The sequence below is a fragment of the Streptomyces sp. NPDC048337 genome, from assembly GCF_043201175.1.
Lineage (GTDB): Bacteria > Actinomycetota > Actinomycetes > Streptomycetales > Streptomycetaceae > Streptomyces.
Map to the genome: position 1 here is coordinate 62,303 of NZ_JBICYR010000029.1, position 20,844 is coordinate 83,146.

At 70.2% G+C, this 20,844-nt stretch carries 19 protein-coding genes, 2 tRNA genes and 1 pseudogene; 5 read left to right on the forward strand and 17 right to left on the reverse strand.

The window, feature by feature from the left end:
* Positions 1–6 precede the first annotated feature (6 nt).
* From mreD to ACGFYU_RS33120, 6 genes are all read right to left on the reverse strand, one after another.
* A complete protein-coding gene (gene mreD / locus ACGFYU_RS33095) occupies positions 7–711 on the reverse strand; it encodes a rod shape-determining protein MreD (RefSeq protein WP_393830991.1) in 705 nt (234 codons plus the stop codon).
* Between the two features lie 13 nt (positions 712–724).
* A complete protein-coding gene (gene mreC / locus ACGFYU_RS33100) occupies positions 725–1,672 on the reverse strand; it encodes a rod shape-determining protein MreC (RefSeq protein ID WP_393830992.1) in 948 nt (315 codons plus the stop codon).
* A gap of 130 nt (positions 1,673–1,802) precedes the next feature.
* Positions 1,803–2,822: a rod shape-determining protein gene (locus ACGFYU_RS33105; protein ID WP_008738981.1), complete on the reverse strand. Its 1,020-nt coding sequence runs from the start codon at positions 2,820–2,822 to the stop codon at positions 1,803–1,805.
* A 318-nt stretch (positions 2,823–3,140) separates the two neighbouring features.
* A complete protein-coding gene (gene ndk, locus ACGFYU_RS33110) occupies positions 3,141–3,551 on the reverse strand; it encodes a nucleoside-diphosphate kinase (RefSeq protein WP_382641438.1) in 411 nt (136 codons plus the stop codon).
* Positions 3,552–3,615: 64 nt separating this feature from the next.
* Positions 3,616–3,984 (reverse strand): DUF4233 domain-containing protein, encoded by a 369-nt coding sequence (locus ACGFYU_RS33115; RefSeq protein ID WP_393830993.1) that lies wholly within the window; start codon positions 3,982–3,984, stop codon positions 3,616–3,618.
* A gap of 3 nt (positions 3,985–3,987) precedes the next feature.
* Positions 3,988–5,499 carry a bifunctional folylpolyglutamate synthase/dihydrofolate synthase gene (locus ACGFYU_RS33120; RefSeq protein ID WP_393830994.1) on the reverse strand — a complete coding sequence of 504 codons (1,512 nt, stop codon included), beginning with the start codon at positions 5,497–5,499 and terminating at the stop codon, positions 3,988–3,990.
* A 138-nt stretch (positions 5,500–5,637) separates the two neighbouring features.
* Between ACGFYU_RS33120 and ACGFYU_RS33125 the strand changes: the two genes are divergently transcribed.
* Complete coding sequence (locus ACGFYU_RS33125; RefSeq protein WP_393830995.1) at positions 5,638–6,681, forward strand: rod shape-determining protein; 1,044 nt, start codon at positions 5,638–5,640, stop codon at positions 6,679–6,681.
* On the opposite strand, the gene ACGFYU_RS33130 is transcribed toward ACGFYU_RS33125, so the two are convergent.
* Positions 6,682–7,827, reverse strand: a complete 1,146-nt coding sequence (locus ACGFYU_RS33130; protein WP_393830996.1) for a sensor histidine kinase — start codon at positions 7,825–7,827, stop codon at positions 6,682–6,684.
* A gap of 151 nt (positions 7,828–7,978) precedes the next feature.
* Between ACGFYU_RS33130 and ACGFYU_RS33135 the strand changes: the two genes are divergently transcribed.
* Positions 7,979–8,527, forward strand: a complete 549-nt coding sequence (locus tag ACGFYU_RS33135) for a vitamin K epoxide reductase family protein (protein WP_393830997.1) — start codon at positions 7,979–7,981, stop codon at positions 8,525–8,527.
* A 63-nt stretch (positions 8,528–8,590) separates the two neighbouring features.
* On the opposite strand, the gene ACGFYU_RS33140 is transcribed toward ACGFYU_RS33135, so the two are convergent.
* Complete coding sequence (locus tag ACGFYU_RS33140) at positions 8,591–11,212, reverse strand: valine--tRNA ligase (protein ID WP_393830998.1); 2,622 nt, start codon at positions 11,210–11,212, stop codon at positions 8,591–8,593.
* Positions 11,213–11,382: 170 nt separating this feature from the next.
* Between ACGFYU_RS33140 and ACGFYU_RS33145 the strand changes: the two genes are divergently transcribed.
* The gene (locus tag ACGFYU_RS33145) at positions 11,383–12,291 is read left to right on the forward strand and encodes a hypothetical protein (protein ID WP_393830999.1); all 909 of its coding nucleotides are present in this window, start codon (positions 11,383–11,385) and stop codon (positions 12,289–12,291) included.
* A 68-nt stretch (positions 12,292–12,359) separates the two neighbouring features.
* Here the strand turns inward: ACGFYU_RS33145 and clpX are convergent, their stop codons facing one another.
* The 5 genes from clpX to ACGFYU_RS33170 form a co-directional block, all read right to left on the reverse strand.
* The gene (gene clpX / locus ACGFYU_RS33150) at positions 12,360–13,646 is read right to left on the reverse strand and encodes an ATP-dependent Clp protease ATP-binding subunit ClpX (protein ID WP_393831000.1); all 1,287 of its coding nucleotides are present in this window, start codon (positions 13,644–13,646) and stop codon (positions 12,360–12,362) included.
* Between the two features lie 153 nt (positions 13,647–13,799).
* A complete protein-coding gene (locus ACGFYU_RS33155; protein WP_382641456.1) occupies positions 13,800–14,474 on the reverse strand; it encodes an ATP-dependent Clp protease proteolytic subunit in 675 nt (224 codons plus the stop codon).
* An 86-nt stretch (positions 14,475–14,560) separates the two neighbouring features.
* Positions 14,561–15,178, reverse strand: a complete 618-nt coding sequence (locus ACGFYU_RS33160) for an ATP-dependent Clp protease proteolytic subunit (protein ID WP_329195206.1) — start codon at positions 15,176–15,178, stop codon at positions 14,561–14,563.
* A 287-nt stretch (positions 15,179–15,465) separates the two neighbouring features.
* Positions 15,466–16,848: a trigger factor gene (tig, locus tag ACGFYU_RS33165; RefSeq protein WP_393831001.1), complete on the reverse strand. Its 1,383-nt coding sequence runs from the start codon at positions 16,846–16,848 to the stop codon at positions 15,466–15,468.
* 190 nt (positions 16,849–17,038) lie between these two features.
* A tRNA-Pro gene (locus ACGFYU_RS33170) sits at positions 17,039–17,115 on the reverse strand.
* A gap of 178 nt (positions 17,116–17,293) precedes the next feature.
* On the opposite strand from ACGFYU_RS33170, the gene ACGFYU_RS33175 reads away from it, so the two are divergent.
* Both ACGFYU_RS33175 and ACGFYU_RS33180 read left to right on the forward strand, forming a co-directional pair.
* A tRNA-Gly gene (locus ACGFYU_RS33175) sits at positions 17,294–17,364 on the forward strand.
* Positions 17,365–17,489: 125 nt separating this feature from the next.
* Entirely contained in the window at positions 17,490–17,987 is a 498-nt protein-coding gene (locus tag ACGFYU_RS33180; protein WP_393831002.1) for a DUF4231 domain-containing protein, read from the forward strand.
* An 8-nt stretch (positions 17,988–17,995) separates the two neighbouring features.
* On the opposite strand, the gene ACGFYU_RS33185 is transcribed toward ACGFYU_RS33180, so the two are convergent.
* The 4 genes and pseudogenes from ACGFYU_RS33185 to ACGFYU_RS33200 form a co-directional block, all read right to left on the reverse strand.
* Positions 17,996–18,190, reverse strand: a complete 195-nt coding sequence (locus ACGFYU_RS33185; RefSeq protein ID WP_393831003.1) for a hypothetical protein — start codon at positions 18,188–18,190, stop codon at positions 17,996–17,998.
* Positions 18,191–18,367: 177 nt separating this feature from the next.
* Positions 18,368–18,823: an HD domain-containing protein gene (locus ACGFYU_RS33190; RefSeq protein WP_393831004.1), complete on the reverse strand. Its 456-nt coding sequence runs from the start codon at positions 18,821–18,823 to the stop codon at positions 18,368–18,370.
* Positions 18,820–20,235, reverse strand: coding sequence for a pyridoxal phosphate-dependent decarboxylase family protein (locus tag ACGFYU_RS33195; protein ID WP_393831005.1), 1,416 nt, complete (start codon positions 20,233–20,235; stop codon positions 18,820–18,822). The genes ACGFYU_RS33190 and ACGFYU_RS33195 overlap by 4 nt, the downstream gene beginning before the upstream one ends.
* Before the next feature lie 173 nt (positions 20,236–20,408).
* Positions 20,409–20,844 (reverse strand): annotated as a pseudogene (locus ACGFYU_RS33200) (hypothetical protein); the annotation flags it as partial.

A 20,844-nucleotide genomic window follows, 5' to 3' on the forward strand; every position in this document is an offset into this window, starting at 1 on the left:
CCTCCCTCACAGCTTCTTGACGCTCTTCACGCCCTTCACGGCCTTGACCCCCTTTATCCGGCCGGCCCGGTTGGCGCGCGAGCGGGAGGTCATCAGGCGCAGGCCGCCGCGCTGACTGCCGATGCGCAGGCCCGTGCCGCCTGCCAGCCAGCCGGAGGAGACGTCCTTGCTCTGCGGGGGGCCGCCGCCGGCCTCGACGGCCATCGGGTCGTTCTCGGCCCGCCGGGCGAGCGCCATGATCCACGGCACGGTGAACGGCGCGAGCAGCAGGTCGTACAGGGTCGCGGTGAACAGCAGCCCGGTCAGGCCCACGTGGCGGGCGGCGGTGTCGCCGACGAGGGCGCCCACGCCCGCGGAGAGCAGGGTGGAGCCGATCGCCGCGGCGACCACGGTGAGCATCGGGCCCCAGGCGGAACGGAACCGTCCGTTGTCGGGGCGGACCAGGCCGGCCACGTAGCCGATGACGCACAGGACGAGCGCGAACCGCCCGGCGGCGTGGTCGGCGGGCGGGGCCAGGTCGGCGAGGAGCCCGGCGGCGAAGCCGATGAGGGAGCCGCTGACCGGCCCGTACACGAGTGCGAGGGCGACGACGGTGAGCAGCAGCAGGTCCGGGACGGCGCCGGGCAGTTGGAGCCGGCCAAGAACGGTGACCTGGATGACGAGGGCGACCACGACGAGCGTGGCCGAGAGCAGGATCCGGTTGAAGCGCATGGTCGGTCTGCTCCTACTCGTCGTCCGGCTTGGCGGGCACACTGGCGGACCCGGACGGGGTGACCGTGACGGTGACCGTCGGGGTGGGCTTGGGGGCCTCGGGCTTGGGCGGCAGGACGGCGTCGCGCGGGTCCTCGCGCGGCGGCATCACCACGACGCCGACGATGTCCAGGCGCGAGAACCCGACGAACGGGCGCACCCAGACGGTACGGGTCAGGTCGCCGCGCGCGGGGTCGACCTTGACCACCTCGCCGATCGGGACGCCGGGCACGAAGGGCTTGTTGCCGCGCGAGCCGAAGGTGACGAGCCGGTCGCCGGGGTTGACCTTGGCCTTGCCGTTGAGCATCTGGACGGACAGGGCGCGGTCGCCCTGTCCGGTGGCGAAGCCGAGTTCGCCGGTCTTCTCCAGGCGGGTGCCGACGGTGAAGGCCGGGTCGTTGGCGAGGACCACGGTGGCGGTGTCGGGGCCGACCGTGGAGACCCGGCCGACGAGTCCGTCGCCGTTGAGGACGGTCATGTCGCGCTCGATGCCGTCCTTGCTGCCGGCGTCGATGGTCACGGTCCAGGAGAAGCCCTGGGCCGCTCCTATGGCGATGACCTCGGCGCCCTTGATGCCGTACTGTCCGGCGCCGGCCCGCTTGAGCATCTCGTCGAGCTCGCGGATGCGGCTCTGGGTCTGGGCGTCGCTGCCCAGCTTGGCCTTCAGGGCCGCGTTCTCGCGCTCCAGGGTGGCGATGCGGTTGTGCCGCTCGCCGGAATCCCGTACCGCCCCTATGGCGTTGGCGACCGGGTCGACCGCGGTCGACACGCCCTTCTCGACCGGCCCGAAGACCGCTGCCGCGGCCTGCCGGGCACCGTCGACCGGCGACTCCTCGCCCGCCCTGATGTCCACCGTGATCAACGCGAACGCGATGGCGATCAGAAGCACCAGGAGCAGCCGGCTTTCTCGTGTGTCCCTCACGTGCGGCGGCCGTGCCTTCCTCGTCGGAATTCTCTTTTGCCTGTATATCAACGATCCGCCGTACGGGCCCGGTAGCACCCGTACGGCGGATCCTTGTGTGTTGTCCTCCGGACGGAGGGATGTGCGCAGGTCAGCGCCGGGGCTGGGCGTCGAGGACCTGCTGGAGCGCCTCGAACTCCTCGACGCACTTGCCGGAGCCGAGCGCCACGGAGTCGAGCGGGTCCTCGGCGATGTGGATCGGCATGCCCGTCTCGCGGCGCAGCCGCTCGTCGAGGCCGCGCAGCAGGGCGCCGCCGCCGGTGAGGACGATGCCGCGGTCCATGATGTCGCCGGAGAGCTCCGGCGGGCACTTGTCGAGCGTGGTCTTGACCGCGTCGACGATGGCGTTGACGGGCTCCTCGATGGCCTTGCGCACCTCGGCGGCCGAGATGACGACCGTCTTGGGCAGTCCGGAGACCAGGTCGCGGCCGCGGATCTCGGTGTGCTCGTCCTTGTCGAGGTCGTACGCCGACCCGATGGTGATCTTGATCTGCTCGGCGGTCCGCTCACCGAGGAGGAGCGAGTACTCCTTCTTGATGTGCTGGATGATCGCGTTGTCGAGCTCGTCGCCGGCGACCCGGATGGACTGCGCCGTGACGATTCCGCCGAGGGAGATGACGGCGACCTCGGTGGTGCCGCCGCCGATGTCCACGACCATGTTGCCGGTGGCCTCGTGGACGGGCAGGCCCGAGCCGATGGCGGCGGCCATGGGCTCCTCGATGATGTGCACCTGGCGGGCGCCGGCCTGCGTGGACGCCTCGATGACGGCGCGGCGCTCCACTCCGGTGATGCCGGAGGGCACGCAGACCACGACGCGCGGGCGGGCCAGGTAGCGGCGCTTGTGGATCTTGAGGATGAAGTACCGGAGCATGCGCTCGGTGATCTCGAAGTCGGCGATCACGCCGTCCTTGAGGGGCCGTACGGCGACGATGTTGCCGGGCGTGCGCCCGATCATCTTCTTCGCCTCGGAGCCGACCGCCAGAATGCCGCCGGTGTTCGTGTTGATGGCGACCACGGACGGCTCGTTCAGGACGATCCCCCGGCCCCTCACGTACACCAGCGTGTTGGCGGTCCCGAGGTCGATCGCCATGTCACGGCCGATGAACGACATGTTGTTCCCCTTGTTCCCCATGAGGAGCGTCTGGCCTTCCAGTTGATAGCGGCTGCTGTCAGGTCGGCGAGGTGGGTGTGTGGGTGGAGGCCCCATCGTAGTGCCGTGAGTACGGCCACCGCGCGACGGGACTCCGGCAATCCCGCCGGAACGGATACCCGCCCCCTTAGTGGTGACGTCGTGTCCTGCCCAGGCGTTCCCGTTCGTGGCCGGAAATACCAAGGGGCGACCGAAATTACTTCGGTCGCCCCAGGTCGTGAGCGCTATTCGGCTGATGTCGCGTCAGGAAAGAGTGCCCGAAAAGTGTCCGGGGAACCCTCAGAGGGCGGGGAAGAACAGCTTCAGCTCGCGCTCCGCGGACTCCTCGGAGTCCGAGGCGTGGATCAGGTTCTCCCGGGTGACGGTGCCGAAGTCGCCCCGGATGGAGCCCGGCGCCGCGGCAATCGGGTCAGTGGGTCCGGCCAGCTGGCGGACACCCTCGATCGCGCGTTCCCCTTCGACCACGAGGACGACGACCGGACCACTGGCCATGAAGCCCATGAGGGGCTCGTAGAACGGCTTGCCCTTGTGCTCGCCGTAGTGCGTCTCCAGGGTCTCCTGGTCCAGCGTGCGCAGCTCCAGCGCGGGGATGGTCCAGCCGGCCTTCCGCTCGATACGGCCGATGATCTCGCCGACCAGGCCGCGCCGGACGGCGTCGGGCTTGAGGATGACGAGGGTGCGCTGGGTCATGTTGCGGCTCCTTGCGGCATACGGGTGCGGTAGGACGAATCTACAGGGCTGTTTCGGTGACCCGTCACGCAGCGTCAGGCGCCGTGGGCGCGGCCTGCGCCTCCTGCGCGGCCGCCCACCGGGCCTTGATCGTGTCGATCTTGCGGCCGTAGTGCACCGAGCACCACCACAGGGCGGCGAAGACGGCGCCGAGGAAGAACATCGTGGGGACGACGAACCCGCTCGCGATCAGGCCGATCTGCAGGGCCCAGCCCAGCTGGACCGCCCCGGGGCGCGAGAGCATCCCGCACAGCAGCACGGACAGCAGCATCGTGACCCCGCACACCGTCCAGACCTCCGCCTGGGTCAGGTCCGGGTCCTTCATGGCCACCAGGCCCGCGAAGCCGATCACGAAGAACTCGCCGATCAGCGTGCTCGCACACAGCGTGCGCATCCCTCAGCCCCTCTTCAGCAGCAGGCGGGCCTCGCCCACCGTGATCACGGAACCGGTCACCAGGACCCCGGCCCCTCCGTACTCGGCCTCTTCCTCCGCCAGGGTGATCGCCGCCTCCAGGGCGTCGTCCAGCCGCGGCTCCACCTGGACCCGGTCCTGGCCGAAGACCTCGACCGCGACGGCCGCCAGCTCGTCCGCGCCCATCGCCCGGTGGCTGGAGTTCTCCGTCACCACCACCTCCGCGAAGATCGGCTCGAAGGCCTCCAGCACCCCGCGGACGTCCTTGCCCTCGCTCGCGGCCACGACCCCGATCAGCCGGCTGAACCCGAAGGACTCGGTGACCGCCTCCGCGGTGACCGCCGCGCCCGCCGGGTTGTGCGCCGCGTCCAGGACCACCGTCGGGCTGCGCCGCACGACCTCCATGCGGCCCGGCGAGGTCACCGAGGCGAAGGCCTGTCGTACGGTCTCCACGTCCAGGACGCGGGCACCCTCCTGGCCGATCCCGAAGAAGGCCTCGACCGCGGCCAGCGCCACCGCCGCGTTGTGCGCCATGTGGGCGCCGTACAGCGGCAGGAAGATGCCTTCGTACTCCCCGCCCATGCCGCGCAGCGTCAGCTGCTGCCCGCCGACCGCGACCTCGCGCGCGACCACGCCGAACTCCATGCCCTCGCGGGCCACCGTCGCGTCCACCTCGACGGCCTTCTTCAGCAGCGCCTGGGCGGCGTCCACCGGCTGCTGCGCCAGGATGAGGGTCGCGCCCTGCTTGATGATGCCGCCCTTCTCCAGGGCGATCTCGCCGGGCGTGGAGCCGAGCCGGTCCGTGTGGTCCAGGCTGATGGGGGTGATCACCGCGACCGAGGCGTCGATGACGTTGGTCGCGTCCCAGCTGCCTCCCATGCCGACCTCGACCACGGCGGCGTCGACCGGGGCGTCCGCGAAGGCCGCGTACGCCATTCCGGTGAGGACCTCGAAGAACGACAGCCGGTACTCCTCGGCGGCGTCGACCATCTCCACGTACGGCTTGATGTCGTAGTACGTCTCGACGAACCGCTCCGGGTCGATCGGCGCCCCGTCGAGGCTGATCCGCTCGGTGATCGACTGCACGTGCGGGCTGGTGTAGCGGCCGGTGCGCAGCTCGAAGGCGTTCAGCAGGGCCTCGATCATGCGGGCCGTGCTGGTCTTGCCGTTGGTGCCGGTGACGTGGATGGAGGGGTACGCGCGCTGCGGCTCGCCCAGTACGTCCATCAGCGCCGCGATCCGCGACACCGACGGCTCCAGCTTGGTCTCGCCCCAGCGGGTGGAGAGCTCCTGCTCCACCTCCAGCAGCGCCTTCGCCACTTCCGGGTCGGTGGGCCGGGCGGGTACCGGGTCGCCCTGTGGCGGTCCGGCCTGCGCGCGCAGGGTGCGGCTGCCGGCCTCGATCACCGCCAGGTCGGGGTCGCGGTCGGATTCCTCCGCCACGATCTGGTCGAACTCGTCGAAGCGGTCGTCGCTCTCGGGCTGCTGCTCACTCACACGCCCAGTCTACGGACGAGGACCCGCGGGACTTTCGACCCGGGCGTTTCGGGACTTTCGGCGGGCGGGGCGACCAGATCGTTATGCAAGCCTTGCGGGCAGGAGATAGGGGAACAAATGCCGCAGGCGCGCACTGAAATGACGGGGCCCAACAAGACGGCATCCAGCCGCGACATAGGGATAGACCTGGGGACCGCCAACACCCTCGTCTACGCACGGGGGCACGGGATCGTCCTGAACGAGCCGTCGGTGGTCGCCGTGAAGGCGGGCACCACCACCGCGCTGGCCGTCGGGGCGGAGGCCAAGGAGACCATCGGGCGCACCCCCGGCTCCATCACCGCGATCCGCCCCCTGAAGGACGGCGTGATCTGCGACTACGAGGCCGCCGAGGAGATGATCCGGCACTTCGTGCGCAAGGCGGTCCCGGGCCGGCGCCCCCGCACCCGGATGGTGATCTGCGTGCCCTCCGGGGTCACCCAGGTCGAGCGGCGGGCCATCATCCACGCCTCCACCCGGGCCGGCGCCAAGGCCGTGCACCTGATCGAGGAGCCGATGGCCGCGGCGATCGGCGCCGGGCTGCCGGTGGCCGAACCGCGCGGCTCGATGGTCGTGGACATCGGCGGCGGCACCTCCGAGGTGGCCGTCATCTCCCTGGGCGGCATCGTCACCTCCCAGTCGCTGCGCGTCGGCGGTGACCGGCTCGACGCGGCGATCATGGACTACGTCCGCAAGGAGCACGCCCTGCTCATCGGCGAGCGCACCGCCGAGGACGTCAAGGTGGCCATCGGCTCGGCCTGGCCGGTGCCGGACCTGCCCGAGCTGGAGACCCGCACCTTCACCGTGCGCGGGCGCGAGAAGGTCGGCGGCATGCCGAAGACGCTCTCGCTGAGCGCGTCGGACGTACGGGCCGCGCTCGACGAGCCGGTCGAGATGATCATCGCGGCGGTCCGCACCACCCTGGAGGAATGCCCTCCGGAGCTCTCCGGCGACGTGATGGAACACGGCATCGTCCTGACCGGCGGCGGCGCGCTGCTGCCCGGCCTGGACCTGCGGATGGCCTCCGCGACCGGCATCCCGGTCTTCGTCGCCGACAACCCGCTGGACTGCGTGGCCCTCGGCTCGGGCCGCTGCGTGGAGGACCTGGACACGCTGAACGGGCTGCTGGCCCCGGCGAAGGCATAGCTAGCCGCGGGGCAGCGTCGCCACGACCTCGTACGTGTCCTCCGTACGCGTCGCCGTCAGCTCGCCGCCCAGGCTGCGGACGCGCTCGGACATGCTCGCCGTGCCCGAGCCCGCCGAGACGGGGGCCCGGCCGGGGGTCCGGCCGGCCAGCGCGTTGCTGACGGCGATCCGCAACCGCGGGCCGTCCGTCGCGATCGACACGTCGATGGTCTGCCCGCGCGCGTGCTTGGCCGCGTTGGTCAGGCACTCCTGGACCACCCGGTAGACCGCCGCCTGCCGCAGCGGCGACAGCCCGTTGACGTCCGGATCCATGGCCAGCCGTACGGGCGAACCGGCCCGCCCGCTCTCCTCCGCGAGCGCCGGCAGCCCGTCCACCCCCGGGGTCGAGGCAGCCCGCTCCCCGCGCTGCACGATGATCTCGTTCAGCACCAGGTGGGCCCGGCGCGCGGTGTCGGCGAGCTCCTCGAAGTCCTTGGCGTACGCCGTCTCGCGCGCCCGCATCGACAGCACCTCGGAGCGCACCGTCAGCAGGGTCAGCTCCCGCCCGACGAAGTCGTGGACGTCGCGGGCGACGGAGGTGCGCTCCTGCTGGACGGCCTGGAGCACGGCGGACTCGGCCCGCCGGGCGGTGAGCTCCGCCACCAGGTCGTGCCGGTACGCGGCGATGCCCACGGCCGAGGCGAGCGCCCCGATGGGCACGACCAGGCTGAGGAAACCGCTCAGCGTCGTGGACTCCGGCCAGCCCGGGACGTTGAACATCACCAGCGCGAAGCACAGGTACGCGAGGGTGGCCAGGATCCCGGCGCGGCGGCCGCGGTAGCGGCCCACCGAGTAGAGCGCGAACTGGATCAGGGTGAGCTCGTGCAGCCAGCCTATGAACAGCAGCGCCGCGAGGTACGAGATCCACGGCACGCGCCGCCGCACCAGCAGGGTCGAACAGCCGGCGGCCAGGACGGCGGCGGCCAGCGGGCCGTTGAGCGAGTTGTCGGCGGCGGCCAGGCCGGGCAGGTCCAGCGCCATCAGGGCGAGACAGCTGATCGCCGTGAGCAGGTCCAGCGCCCGTTGCGAGCCTGCCCAGCCCCGGGTCAGCCGGCGGCCGGAGGCCGCGGCCCAGTGGAGCGCCGAGGCGACGGGCTTGACGTGCATGCCCTCCATCATCCGTGGTGAGCATCCGGGATCGGGATTCACCCGACCCGAGAAAGAGTGATTTAGGGCACTTTGGACAGGTCGAAAGGCCCAGCGGACCGACGACCTTCCGCTCTGCCCCGGCTCGCGCGGCGCTCGTAACGTCGGAAAGATGACCACGCACTCCCGCGGCACCGCCCTGCTCCTGCTGGTCGGCGGGCTGATCGGCACGCTGGCCTCCGGCGTGCTCACCCACGACCGCATCCGCACCCTGGAGGACCCCCTCTTCACCCCGGGATGCAATGTCAACGCGGTACTGAGCTGCGGCGACGTGATGACCACCTGGCAGGGCAATCTGCTGGGCTTCCCCAACATGCTGCTCGGCGTCGCCGGCTTCGCGGCGCTCTCGGGTCTGGGGATCGCGCTGGTGGCCGGGGCCCGGTTCCCGCGGTGGCTGTGGCGCGGCCTGTGGGCCGGGATCGCGGCGGGGTTCGCCTTCACGGTGTGGCTGGTCGGCCAGTGCCTGTACGTGATCGGGGCGCTGTGTCCGTGGTGCATGGTCGTCTGGGCGGTGATGATCCCGCTCTTCTGGTACGTCACACGGCACCTCTCCGGACCCGGCTCCCGGCTGCGGGCCCTCCCCCACTGGCTGGTGCCACTCACCGCGTACGGCGTGGTGGCCGTGCTGATCCTGACGGAGTTCGGCAGCCGCCTGCTGTGAAGCGCGTACGCGAAGGGCCCCCGCACCGGTCGAACGGTGCGGGGGCCCTTCTCGTACGGGGTGTTACGCGGCCGGCAGCGTGGCCAGCTGGGACTGGATCCGGGCGATGTCCGCCTCGGCCTTGGCCAGGCGGCCCTTGATCTTGTCCACGACGTTGTCGGGGGCCTTGGCCAGGAAGGCCTCGTTCCCGAGCTTCGCCTCGGCCTGCTGCTTCTCCTTCTCGGCGGCGCCGAGGTCCTTGGTCAGGCGCTTGCGCTCGGCCTCGACGTCGATGGTGCCCGACAGGTCGAGCGCGACGGTGGCGCCGGCGACCGGCAGGGTCGCGGTGGCGCTGAAGGCCTCGCCCTCCGGCTGGAGGCGCAGCACCTGGCGGATGGCGTCCTCGTGGGCGGCGAGCGCGGTGCCCGCCAGGTCCAGGCGGGCCGGGACCTTCTGCTTGTCGTCGAGGCCCTGCTCCTTGCGGAACCGGCGGACCTCCCTGACCAGGCTCTGGACGCCCTCGATCTCGGCCTCGGCGGCCTCGTCGCGCAAGCCACTGTCCTTCGGCCAGTCAGCGATCACGAGGGACTCGCCGCCGGTCAGCGTGGTCCACAGCGTCTCGGTGACGAACGGGACCACCGGGTGCAGCAGGCGCAGCATCACGTCGAGGACCTCGCCGAGGACCCGGGCCGAGGCCTTGGCGGGCTCGCCACCCGCGAAGAAGGTCGTCTTCGAGAGCTCGACGTACCAGTCGAAGACCTCGTCCCAGGCGAAGTGGTACAGCGCCTCGCTGAGCTTCGAGAACTGGAAGTCGTCGTAGTACGCGTCGACCTGCGCGACCGTCTTGTTGAGGCGCGACAGGATCCACCGGTCGGTCGCGGACAGCTGCTCGACCGGCGGCAGCTCGCCCTCGATGGTGGCGCCGTTCATCAGCGCGAAGCGCGTGGCGTTCCAGATCTTGTTGGCGAACTTGCTGGACGCCTGGACCCAGTCCTCGCCGATCGGCACGTCGGTGCCCGGGTTGGCGCCCTTGGCCAGGGTGAAGCGGACGGCGTCGGAGCCGTACTTGTCCATCCAGTCCAGCGGGTCGACGACGTTGCCGAAGGACTTCGACATCTTCTTGCCGCGCTCGTCGCGGACCAGACCGGTCAGCGCGATCGTCTTGAAGGGGACCTCGCCGTCCATGGCGTACAGGCCGAACATCATCATCCGGGCGACCCAGAAGAAGATGATGTCGTGGCCGGTGACCAGGACGTCGGTGGAGTAGAACTTCGCCAGGTCCGGGGTCTTCTCCGGCCAGCCCAGCGTCGAGAACGGCCACAGGCCGGACGAGAACCAGGTGTCGAGGACGTCGGTGTCCTGGACCCAGCCCTCACCCGTCGGCGCCTCGTCGTCCGGTCCGACGCAGACGACCTCACCGTTCGGGCCGTACCAGACCGGGATCCGGTGGCCCCACCACAGCTGGCGCGAGATGCACCAGTCGTTGAGGTTGTCGACCCAGTCGAAGTAGCGCTTCTCCATCTCCTTCGGGTGGATCGTGACCCGGTCGTCACGGACCGCGTCACCGGCGGCCTTGGCGAGGGTCTCGACCTTGACCCACCACTGGAGGGACAGGCGGGGCTCGACGGTGGTGCTGCAGCGCGAGCAGTGCCCGACGGAGTGCAGGTACGGGCGCTTCTCGGCGATGATCCGGCCCTGCTGGCGCAGGGCGCCGACGACCGCGGAACGGGCCTCGAAGCGGTCCAGGCCGAGGAAGGGGCCGTGGACGGTGATGACGCCGTGCTCGTCCATGATCGTCATATTGGGCAGGCCGTGGCGCTGCCCGATGGCGAAGTCGTTCGGGTCGTGCGCCGGGGTCACCTTGACGCAGCCGGTGCCGAACTCGGGGTCGACGTGCGTGTCCGCGACGACCGGGATCGAGCGGTCGGTCAGCGGGAGCTTGATGAGCTTGCCGAGCAGGTGCTTGTAGCGCTCGTCGTCCGGGTGGACGGCGATGGCCGTGTCACCGAGCATCGTCTCGGCGCGGGTCGTGGCGACGACCAGGGTGTCCTCGCCCTCGCCGTACTTGATGGAGACGAGCTCGCCCGCGTCCTCCTGGTACTCCACCTCGATGTCGGAGATGGCCGTCAGACAGCGGGGGCACCAGTTGATGATGCGCTCGGCGCGGTAGATCAGCTCGTCGTCGTAGAGCTTCTTGAAGATGGTCTGGACGGCCTTGGACAGGCCCTCGTCCATGGTGAACCGCTCACGGGACCAGTCGACGCCGTCGCCGAGGCGGCGCATCTGGCCGAGGATCTTGCCGCCGTACTCTTCCTTCCACTGCCAGACCCGCTCGACGAACTCCTCGCGGCCCAGGTCGTGGCGGGACTTGCCCTCCTCGGCGAGCTGCTGCTCGACCTTGTTCTGGGTGGCGATGCCAGCGTGGTCCATGCCGGGCAGCCACAGCGACTCGTAGCCCTGCATCCGCTTGCGGCGGGTCAGCGCGTCCATGAGCGTGTGCTGGAAGGCGTGCCCCAGGTGCAGGGAGCCGGTGACGTTCGGCGGCGGGATGACGATGGTGTACGCGGGCTTCTCGCTCGCGGGATCGGCCGTGAAGTACCCACGCTCCACCCAGCGCTCGTAGAGCTTCCCCTCTACCTCGGCCGGCGCGTACGAGGTCGGCAATTCGGAGTTGGGGCTGCTGGGTGTCTGCGTGTTCTCGGTCACGAGCCACAGGATAAGGGTGGCCCCACCCCCGTTACGAATCGATACCGCGCGGCGGCCGCCCGGTACCCGCGTCGTAGTTCCGTAACGCCTGGGACCCCGGCGCCCGGACAGAGTCGATCTTCCGAGAGGATGTGGGCAAACATAAGAAGTTCCTAAAGGGGGACGCAGGGATGAGCTACAACCAGCCAGGGCCTTACGGGCAGCAGCCGCAGCAGCCGGGACCTTACGGGCAGCAGCCCCCGCCGCCGGGTCCCTACGGGCAGCCCGCCCCCCAGCCCGGCTACGGCTACCCGCAGCAGCCGGGCGTGCCCCCGCAGGGCTACCCGCAGCAGCCCCAGCAGCCGGGCTACGGCTACCAGCAGCCCCCGTACGGCGGCATGCCCCCGCAGCAGCCGAAGAAGTCCAAGGCCGGCGTGATCATCGCGGTGGTCGTCGCGGTCGCGCTGATCGCGGGCGGCGGCTGGTACTTCCTGAAGGGCGGCGGCGCCGGCGGCTCCATCGCGGCGGACACCAAGGGCTACAAGCTGGTCGCCCCGGAGACGGTGGACACCTTCAAGAAGGACCCGAAGTACACGCAGGAGGAGTTCACCGACGAGGACAAGAAGGAGGCCGAGGCCGCCGGCGTCAAGAACCCCACCCAGGTGGGCATGGACTACGTGTCCGGCGACCCGAGCAACCCGCTGTCGATGAAGGCGATCAACTTCCAGGGTGTCTACGGCGAGATCGCGGACCCGGAGAAGGCCGTGGACGCGTACTTCGCGATGGCCAAGCTGAAGGCCGGCAAGGACGACAAGGACGGCAAGGCCGAGCTCGTCGGCACGCCCAAGGCGATCACCCCGGCCGGCTTCAAGGGCGCTGTGCTCAAGTGCCAGGAGGCCAAGTTCGTCTCCACGGACACCAAGTCCAAGGGCCCCAAGGAATTCACGATGCCGATCTGCATCTGGGGTGACTACAGCACCATGAGCATGGTCAGCGCCATGGACGTGGCCGCCATCCTCGGCGGCGGCAAGGGCTACACGCTGGAGCAGACCGCCGACTTCGCCGCGAAGCTCTACAACACCTCCCGCGTCAAGAAGTAGCGGCGGGCGGCACACACGCAGAAGGGGCGCCCCCAGCCGGGGGCGCCCCTTCTGCGTACCTCTTGCGTCTAGGCCGACTTCTCGTGCGGGCCCTGGTCCTTCGGGACGATCCGCGGGACCAGCGTCGGGTTGACGTTGGAGCGGACCACATCCGCGGTGATGACCACGCGGGCCACGTCCTTGCGGGACGGGACCTCGTATATCACCGACATCAGGACCTCCTCCATGATGGCGCGCAGGCCGCGCGCGCCGGTCTGGCGGAGGATCGCCTGGTCCGCGATGGCTTCCAGCGCCTCGCGCTCGAAGTCCAGCTCGACACCGTCGAGTTCGAACAACCGCTGGTACTGCTTCACCAGCGCGTTACGCGGCTCGATGAGGATCTGGAGCAGGGCCTCGCGGTCCAGGTTGTGCACGGAGGTCAGGACGGGGAGGCGGCCGATGAACTCGGGGATCATCCCGAACTTCACCAGGTCCTCCGGCATGACCTCCTGGAACTGGTCGCTCGCCTCGATCTCGCGCTTCGAGCGGATCGTCGCCCCGAAGCCGATGCCCTTGGCGCCCGCACGCGACTCGATGATCTTCTCCAGGCCGGCGAAGGCGCCGCCCACGATGAAGAGCACGTTAGTCGTGTCGATCTGGATGAACTCCTGGTGCGGGTGCTTGCGGCCGCCCTGCGGCGGGACGGAGGCGGTCGTCCCCTCAAGGATCTTGAGCAGGGCCTGCTGAACGCCCTCGCCGCTCACATCACGGGTGATCGACGGGTTCTCGCTCTTGCGCGCGACCTTGTCGATCTCGTCGATGTAGATGATCCCGGTCTCGGCCTTCTTGACGTCGTAGTCGGCCGCCTGGATCAGCTTCAGCAGGATGTTCTCGACGTCCTCGCCGACGTACCCGGCCTCCGTCAGCGCCGTCGCGTCGGCGATGGCGAACGGGACGTTCAGCATGCGCGCGAGCGTCTGGGCGAGGAGGGTCTTGCCGGAGCCCGTGGGGCCCAGCAACAGGATGTTGGACTTCGCGAGCTCGATCGCGTCGTCGCGGCCCTGCGCGCCGCCGTTCTCGCCGGCCTGGACCCGCTTGTAGTGGTTGTACACCGCGACGGAGAGCGCCTTCTTCGCCGGCTCCTGGCCGACGACGTAGCTCTCCAGGAACTCGTAGATCTCACGGGGCTTCGGGAGTTCCTCCCACCGCACCTCGGAGGTCTCCGCGAGCTCCTCTTCGATGATCTCGTTGCAGAGGTCGATGCACTCGTCGCAGATGTACACACCGGGTCCTGCGATGAGCTTCTTCACCTGCTTCTGGCTCTTTCCGCAGAACGAGCACTTGAGCAGGTCGCCGCCGTCACCGATGCGTGCCACGAGGTGCTTCCCCTTCGCCTGGGAGACGCCTGGTTCAGCGCTCCTGGTGCCTCATATCCGACGGTACCTTGCCGGGGGCCCCGTACGGGGCCCCCTTGACGTGGTTCACACCGCCCAATCCGGCAGCGTGCTCACGCCAACTGGCGGCAAGGATCAGACCGCGCTGCTCTTACGGGTGGAAACGATCTGGTCGATCAGGCCGTACGCGAGCGCGTCCTCGGCAGTGAGGATCTTGTCGCGCTCGATGTCGTCGCGGATCTTCTCGATCGGCGTCGTCGAGTGCTTGGCCAGCATGGTCTCCAGCTGGTCGCGCATGCGCAGGATCTCGTTGGCCGCGATCTCCAGGTCGGAGAGCTGCTCACGGCCGGTGCCGCCGGAGGGCTGGTGGATCAGCACACGGGCGTTCGGCAGGGCCATGCGCTTGCCGGGGGTGCCGGCGGCGAGCAGGACCGCGGCGGCGGAGGCCGCCTGGCCCATGCAGACCGTCTGGATGTCCGGCTTCACGAACTGCATCGTGTCGTAGATGGCCGTCAGCGCGGTGAAGGAGCCACCGGGGCTGTTGATGTAGATCGAGATGTCGCGGTCCGGGTCCATCGACTCCAGGCACAGCAGCTGCGCCATGACGTCGTTGGCGGAGGCGTCGTCGATCTGCACCCCGAGGAAGATCACGCGCTCCTCGAAGAGCTTCGCGTACGGGTCGTACTCGCGCACGCCCTGCGAGGTGCGCTCGACGAAGCGCGGGATGACGTAGCGGTTGTCCACCTGGGGGCCGGTGTAGAGGCCGCTCGCGGGAGAAAGGTTGTTCATGTGCATCTGGGTGTTCACCATCCTGGTGGCGTTCTGCGGGCTGAGGCTTGCCTGGTACGGGCTGGCGTACGGGACGTCGTACGAGGTCTCGCGCGCCGGGGCCGGGATCAGGCCCCGGTGCCGCCGCCGCCCGGGACCAGGGACGCGGCGGAGATGATCTCGTCGATGAGGCCGTACTCCTTGGCCTCCTCCGCCGTGAACCAGCGGTCGCGGTCGCCGTCGCGGATGATCGCCTCCACGGTCTGGCCGGAGTGGTGCGCGGTGATCTCAGCCATGCGCTGCTTGGTACGCAGCAGGTACTGGGCCTGGATCTTGATGTCCGAGGCGGTGCCGCCGATGCCGGCGGAACCCTGGTGCATCAGGATGTCGGTGTTCGGGAGCGCGAAGCGCTTGCCCGCGGTGCCACCGGTGAGCAGGAACTGGCCCATGGAGGCCGCCATGCCCATGCCGATGGTGACGACGTCGTTCGGGATGTACTGCATGGTGTCGTAGACCGCCATGCCCGCCGTCACGGAGCCACCGGGGCTGTTGATGTACAGGTAGATGTCCTTCTCAGGCTCGGCGGCCAAGAGGAGGAGCTGCGCCGTGATCTTGTTGGCGATCTCGTCGTCGACCTGCTGGCCGAGGAAGATGATGCGCTCGCCGAGCAGCCGGTTGTAGACATGGTCGCCGAGGCCGCCACCGATGGACGGCTCACCCGCGGCGTAAGGCTTCAGATTCGTCACGTATCCACCTGCTCGTCTCCGACGGCCATGTGCCGTCTCAGCGTCTCGTTCTGGGGCGCACCCGGCCGGTGCGGACACGTCCGCCGGCGTCCGGGTAATGCAGAGCCCTCGTATTCATGGACCCTAACGCGCAGGTCGGACAACGCCATCCCGCTTCCCGAACTGTTCGCTGGGAGCGCAAGGTCCGGGGGCCTTTCGAGCCCTGTGCCGAAGGGCCCGGACGCGGCTGCGTCCGGGCCCTTCGGGGCACTGCTCGGGGTCCTGCTCAGCGGGCTTCGCCCGGGGTGTTACTTGGCCTCGTCCGCGTCGGACTCGACGGCCGCCTCGACGACCTCGGCGGCCTGCTCGACCTCGTCCTCGTCGTCGGAGAGGTCGACGACCTCACCCTTGGTGTCGACGACCTTGGCGGCCTCGACGACGACCGCGAGGGCCTTGCCGCGGGCGACCTCGCCGACGAGCATCGGAACCTGGCCACCCTCGACGACGGCCTGGGCGAACTGGTCGGGGGACATGCCGGAGGAGGCGGCACGGCGCATGAGGTGCTCGGTGAGCTCCTCCTGGTTGACGCCCAGCTTCTCCTTGTTGACCAGGGCGTCCAGGACGAACTGGGTCTTGATGCCCTTGACCGCCTGCTCCTTGGTCTCGGCGTCGAACTCCTCGACCGTCTTGCCCTGGAACTCCAGGTACTTCTCGATGGTCAGACCCATCTGGCCGAGCTGGTGGTGCTCCAGGTTGTGCTTGCGGGTGTTGACCTCGTCCTCGAGCAGCTTCTCGGGGATCGGCACCTCGACGAGCTCCAGCAGCTTCTCCAGGACGCGCTCCTGGGCCTGCGTGGCCTGGTCGTACTGCTTCATGTTCTCGAGGCGCTTGCGGCTGTCGGCCTTGAGCTCGTCGAGGGTGTCGAACTCGCTCGCCATCTGCGCGAACTCGTCGTCCAGCTCCGGCAGCTCGCGGGCGGAGACCTTGGAGACCTTGACGGTGACCTCGGCGTCCTTGCCCTCGGCGGAGCCGCCCTTCAGCTGGGAGGTGAAGGTGGCCTCGCCACCGGCCTCCAGGCCCTTGACGGCCTCGTCGATGCCCTCGAGGAGCTCGCCCGAGCCGATGGTGTAGGAGACGTCGGAGGCGACGCCGTCCTCGAGCACCTCGCCGTCGACCTTCGCCTCGAGGTCGATCGTCACGACGTCGCCGTCCTGGGCAGCGCGCTCGACGTCCTTGGTGGACGCGAAGCGACCGCGCAGCTGCTCGACCGACTTCTCGACGTCCTCGTCGGAGACCTCGATGGCGTCGACCTCGACCTCGATGCCGGAGTAGTCCGGGATCTCGATCTCGGGGCGCACGTCGACCTCGGCGGTGAAGGCCAGCAGCTCGCCGTCCTTCAGCTCCGTGATGTCGACCTCGGGCTGGCCCAGCGGGTTCAGGTCGGCCTCGTTGACCGCCTCGGTGTAGAACTTCGGGAGGGCGTCGTTGACGGCCTCCTCCAGGACCGCACCGCGGCCGAAGCGCTGGTCGATGACGCGGGCCGGGATCTTGCCCTTGCGGAAGCCCTTCACCGTGACCTGCTGGTTGATCTTCTTGTACGCCGCGTCGAGGCTGTCCTTGAGCTCCTCGAAGGGCACCTCGACAGTGAGCCGAACCCGGGTCGGGTTCAGGGTCTCCACGGCGCTCTTCACGGTTCGGTCTCCTTGTGGCTGACTGCTGGGGGTTCTGCCGTCTCGCTGCGATTCAGCGGTTCAGCGGACTTCGGCCCGGTACATCAGACACACGGGCACGCAGCTTGCATAGTAGCCGCAAGCGGCAATCAGCCCACAACGCGATCTTGTGGTGACCCTCGATGGAGCAAGAAAAAGGGGACACTGCTGGTGGTCGGGGTGGCCGGATTCGAACCGACGACCTTCCGCTCCCAAAGCGGACGCGCTACCAAGCTGCGCCACACCCCGTCGGTGCGACACGTAGGGTACATGCCCGGAGACCCTCCGACGCGCGGGGTTTCGCGACTTCGCGGACCGACTCGCCGACAGGTCGCCGCGCGCGACGCGAAAGGGGTGTGCGCTCCCCCGGCGCGACCCGCTAGGATGCTGTTCGTGCCGCGGTCCCCGGACCTGCGGCGCACGCGTTGCGGGCGTAGCTCAATGGTAGAGCCCTAGTCTTCCAAACTAGCTACGCGGGTTCGATTCCCGTCGCCCGCTCTGAGCATGTGAGGGCCAGGTCGGAGGATTTTTCCTCGGCCTGGCCCTCCGTTGTTTCCGGCCATTTACCGGGCTTGGCGGGGCTTTCCATTGACGGCGCCGTCGCGTGTCGGTGTACTCCCCGCATGCCGGAGGCGGATGCGACCCAGCGGTATCTGGAGAGGCTCGCGCAGTATCAGGGGTGGTACGACCGCAAGGCCGTCAGGATGAAGGCCGTGCATCTCAGGATGCGGACCGCGTCCGTGGTCGGCGGTGCGCTGGTTCCCGCGCTCGTCAACATCGACCTGCCGTTCGCCAGGATCACCGCCACGGTGCTCAGCCTGGTCGTCGTCTGTTCGGTGTCGCTGGAGAGCGTCTACCGCTATCGCGAGATGTGGAAGAACTACCGGTCGACCGAGCAGCTCCTGGGCCACGAGCAGGTCTACTTCGAGACCCGCGTGGGACCGTACGCCGGCCTCTCGGACGGCGAGTCCTTCACGCGGCTGGTCTCGCGGGTGGAGAAGGCCATCGCCAACGAGAACTCGGCCACCTTGAACGTCATGACCCTGGGCGGTCAGGTGAACGCCGACCTCCAGGCGCAGCACGTCATCCCCGAAGCGCGGCAGGAACGGCGGGACCTCTAGGGGGTCCGCTAGAGCTTGATGTTCGCGATCATCGTCGCGAGGGAGTTGAGGAAACGGTTCACGTCGTCCGCGATGGAGCTGGACGCCAGGAAGAACCCGAAGAGGGCCGCGACGATGGCGGGGCCCGCCTTGAGGTGGTTGCCGCGGATCAGCACCACCAGGATGACCGCCAACAGAACCACCACTGACAGCGAAATGGCCACTACTGATCACACCTTCGGTCGTCCCCTGGTCGGCCAGGGGCGCACGGCCACGCACACCCCCACATGGACCATCCTCCCACCAACGGGCCCCGGCTATCCGCCCCGTGACGAATCACCATCGTTCCGTTTCCGCCAACGGCACTGTGCGCAGAGCATATTTCGGGCGCGGTGCGGGGGTCACGGGGTGGTGAGGCCGAGGAGGGAGCGGACATACGCGTACTTCGCGGACAGCCGGTCGCGGGTGGGGCCGTCCAGGACGGAGAGCCGTACGGGATCGGCGTTGTGGGCCAGGTCGGCCTCTTTGACGAGCAGGGCGCCGGGAGTGGCGAGGATGCGGGCCGTGTACTGCTCGACCGGTTCGCCGGGGCGCTTGGTGACCGCGAGGACCATGTCCTTGACGGACTGCGGGAGGGCGGCGGAATCCAGCCAGGTCAGGCTGAGGGCCTCGTCCTCGATGGAGTCGTGGAGCCAGGCCGCCGCCTGCTGTTCGGGACTGCCGCCGCGCAGGCGGACGCCTTCGGCCACGGCCGCGAGGTGCTCGGCGTAGGGCCGGCCGGCCTTGTCCGTCTGGCCCTCGTGCGCGGTGCGCGCCAGGGCCTCCACCTCGATGAGGGTCAGGGGACGGCTCGTCATGCGATCTCCCTTGCTGCTGCGCCGAGGGCCTCCGCGGCCCGGCGTACATCCGCCTGCGTGGTACGCCAGTTGGAGAACGCGGCGCGCAGGGCGGGGGTTCCCGCGTAGACGGTCGGGGTGACGAAGACCTCGGCGCCCACGGCCTCCCGGAGAGCCGTCAGGCGGGCCGGGGTGGGGTCGTCGGCGAGGGTGAAGCAGGCGACGTTGAGGCGGACCGGGGCGAGGAGGCGGAAGGCCGGGTCCCGTTCCAGTGCGGCGCCCAGCGCGCGGGCGCAGGCGATGTCGCGTTCGACGATCTCGCGGTGGCCCTGGCGGCCGTACGCGCGGAGCGTGAACCAGGCGGCGAGGGCGCGCAGCCGGTGGGAGTTCTCCGGGGTGAGGTGGACGAGGTCGGGCTGGTCGCCGAGGGAGCCGAGGTAGGCGGCGCCCTCTTGAAAGATACGAGCCTGGAAGACGCGGGCCTGGAGGTCGGGGCGGCGGGTGAACTGGACTGCGCTGTCGTAGGGGACGTTCAGCCATTTGTGCAGGTCGACGCAGAGGGAGTCGGAGGCGTCGATGCCGTCGGCGAGGTGGGCGTGGTCCGGGGAGAGGGCGGCGAAGGCGCCGAAGGCGGCGTCGGTGTGCAGCCAGAAGTCGTGGCGGTCGCGGAGGGCGGCGATGGCCGGGAGGTCGTCGAAGTCGACGGTGTTGACGGTGCCGGCGTTGGCGACGACTACGGCGGGGCCGGGGGTGTCCGCGAGGGCGCGGTCCAGGGCGGCTGGGTCGACGGCCTCGCGGTCGGGGAGGGTGGGGATCCGGACGAGGGAGCTCCGGCCCAGGCCGAGGATGGAGAGGGCCTTGGCGATGGAGGAGTGCGGGGCGCCGGAGAGGACGCGGACGGGGCCGAGGGCGGCGACGCCGTCCTCGGCCGGGGAGACGCCGAGGCGTTCGCCGAGCCATTCGCGGGCGATGGCGAGGCCGGTGGTGTTGGACATGGTGGCGCCGGAGACGAAGGTGCCGGAGTGGGCGTCGGAGAGGTGGAAGAGCGTGCGGAGCCAGCCGACGGTTTCGCGTTCGAGGTCCTGGCCGGCGCCGTCGAAGGAGGAGTTGGAGTTCTGGTCGTGGGCGGAGGTGAGCCAGTCTCCGGCGAGGGCGGCGGGGGTGGCGCCGCCGGTGACGAAGCCGAGGTAGCGGGGGCCGGCGGAGGCGGAGAGGCGCGGCTCCCAGCGGTCTTGGAAGGCGGCGAGGGCGGCGGTCGTGCCGGTGGCGTGCTCTGGGAGGGGGGCGGGGGTGGGGGGCTTCGTGGGGGGCTTCGTGGGGGGCGGTACGACGGGGCGTGCGTCGAGGGTCGCGAGGGTGGTGGCGGCGGCGCGGTGGGTGGCGGCGAGGAGGGCGGGGAGGTGGGCGAGGTCGGTGGCGAGCGTGGGGTCCATGGGGGCACGGTAGGTGGGGGCCGGGGGTTGTGGGCGGGCCAATCGGGGGCGAGTGGCCCGCGTGCGCGCGCCGGTGGTCGCGGGCCGGCGCCCTGCGGGCCCTGAGCGGGGGCTTCGCGGGGGTCGGGGCCGGTTCCCTCGCCGGGGGCTTGGCCGGTCTCTTGGCGGGGGTTTCACGGGGCCGGGGACGGTCCCTGGCGGGGGCTTCGCGGGGGTCGGGGCCAGGGCCAGGGCCAGGGGGTCGGGGCCGGGGCCGGGGCCGGGGCCGGGGCCGGGGCCGGGGCCGGGGCCGGGGCCGGGGCCAGGGCCAGGGCCAGGGCCGGGGCCAGGGCCGGGGCCAGGGCCAGGGCCAGGGCCAGGGCCGGGGCCAGGGCCGGGGCCGGGGCCGGGGCCGGGGCCAGGGCCAGGGCCAGGGCCAGGGCCGGGGCCAGGGCCGGGGCCGGGGCCAGGGCCGGGGCCGGGGCCGGGGCCGGGGCCGGGGCCGGGGCCGGGGCCGGGGCCGGGGCCAGGGCCGGGGCCGGGGCCAGGGCCGGGGCCGGGGCCGGGGCCGGGGCCGGGGCCGGGGCCGGGGCCGGGGCCGGGGTGGGGGCCGGGGCCGGGGCCGGGGCC

Bases quoted from the DNA above. Each gene is read 5' to 3' on its own strand.
- mreD (WP_393830991.1), bottom strand. From the start codon at position 711: ATGCGCTTCAACCGGATCCTGCTCTCGGCCACGCTCGTCGTGGTCGCC.
- ACGFYU_RS33105 (WP_008738981.1), bottom strand. From the start codon at position 2,822: ATGTCGTTCATCGGCCGTGACATGGCGATCGACCTCGGGACCGCCAAC.
- ndk (WP_382641438.1), bottom strand. From the start codon at position 3,551: ATGACCCAGCGCACCCTCGTCATCCTCAAGCCCGACGCCGTCCGGCGC.
- ACGFYU_RS33115 (WP_393830993.1), bottom strand. From the start codon at position 3,984: ATGCGCACGCTGTGTGCGAGCACGCTGATCGGCGAGTTCTTCGTGATC.
- ACGFYU_RS33125 (WP_393830995.1), top strand. From the start codon at position 5,638: ATGACGGGGCCCAACAAGACGGCATCCAGCCGCGACATAGGGATAGAC.
- ACGFYU_RS33130 (WP_393830996.1), bottom strand. From the start codon at position 7,827: ATGCACGTCAAGCCCGTCGCCTCGGCGCTCCACTGGGCCGCGGCCTCC.
- ACGFYU_RS33135 (WP_393830997.1), top strand. From the start codon at position 7,979: ATGACCACGCACTCCCGCGGCACCGCCCTGCTCCTGCTGGTCGGCGGG.
- ACGFYU_RS33145 (WP_393830999.1), top strand. From the start codon at position 11,383: ATGAGCTACAACCAGCCAGGGCCTTACGGGCAGCAGCCGCAGCAGCCG.
- ACGFYU_RS33155 (WP_382641456.1), bottom strand. From the start codon at position 14,474: ATGGTGAACACCCAGATGCACATGAACAACCTTTCTCCCGCGAGCGGC.
- ACGFYU_RS33180 (WP_393831002.1), top strand. From the start codon at position 17,490: ATGCCGGAGGCGGATGCGACCCAGCGGTATCTGGAGAGGCTCGCGCAG.
- ACGFYU_RS33190 (WP_393831004.1), bottom strand. From the start codon at position 18,823: ATGACGAGCCGTCCCCTGACCCTCATCGAGGTGGAGGCCCTGGCGCGC.
- ACGFYU_RS33195 (WP_393831005.1), bottom strand. From the start codon at position 20,235: ATGGACCCCACGCTCGCCACCGACCTCGCCCACCTCCCCGCCCTCCTC.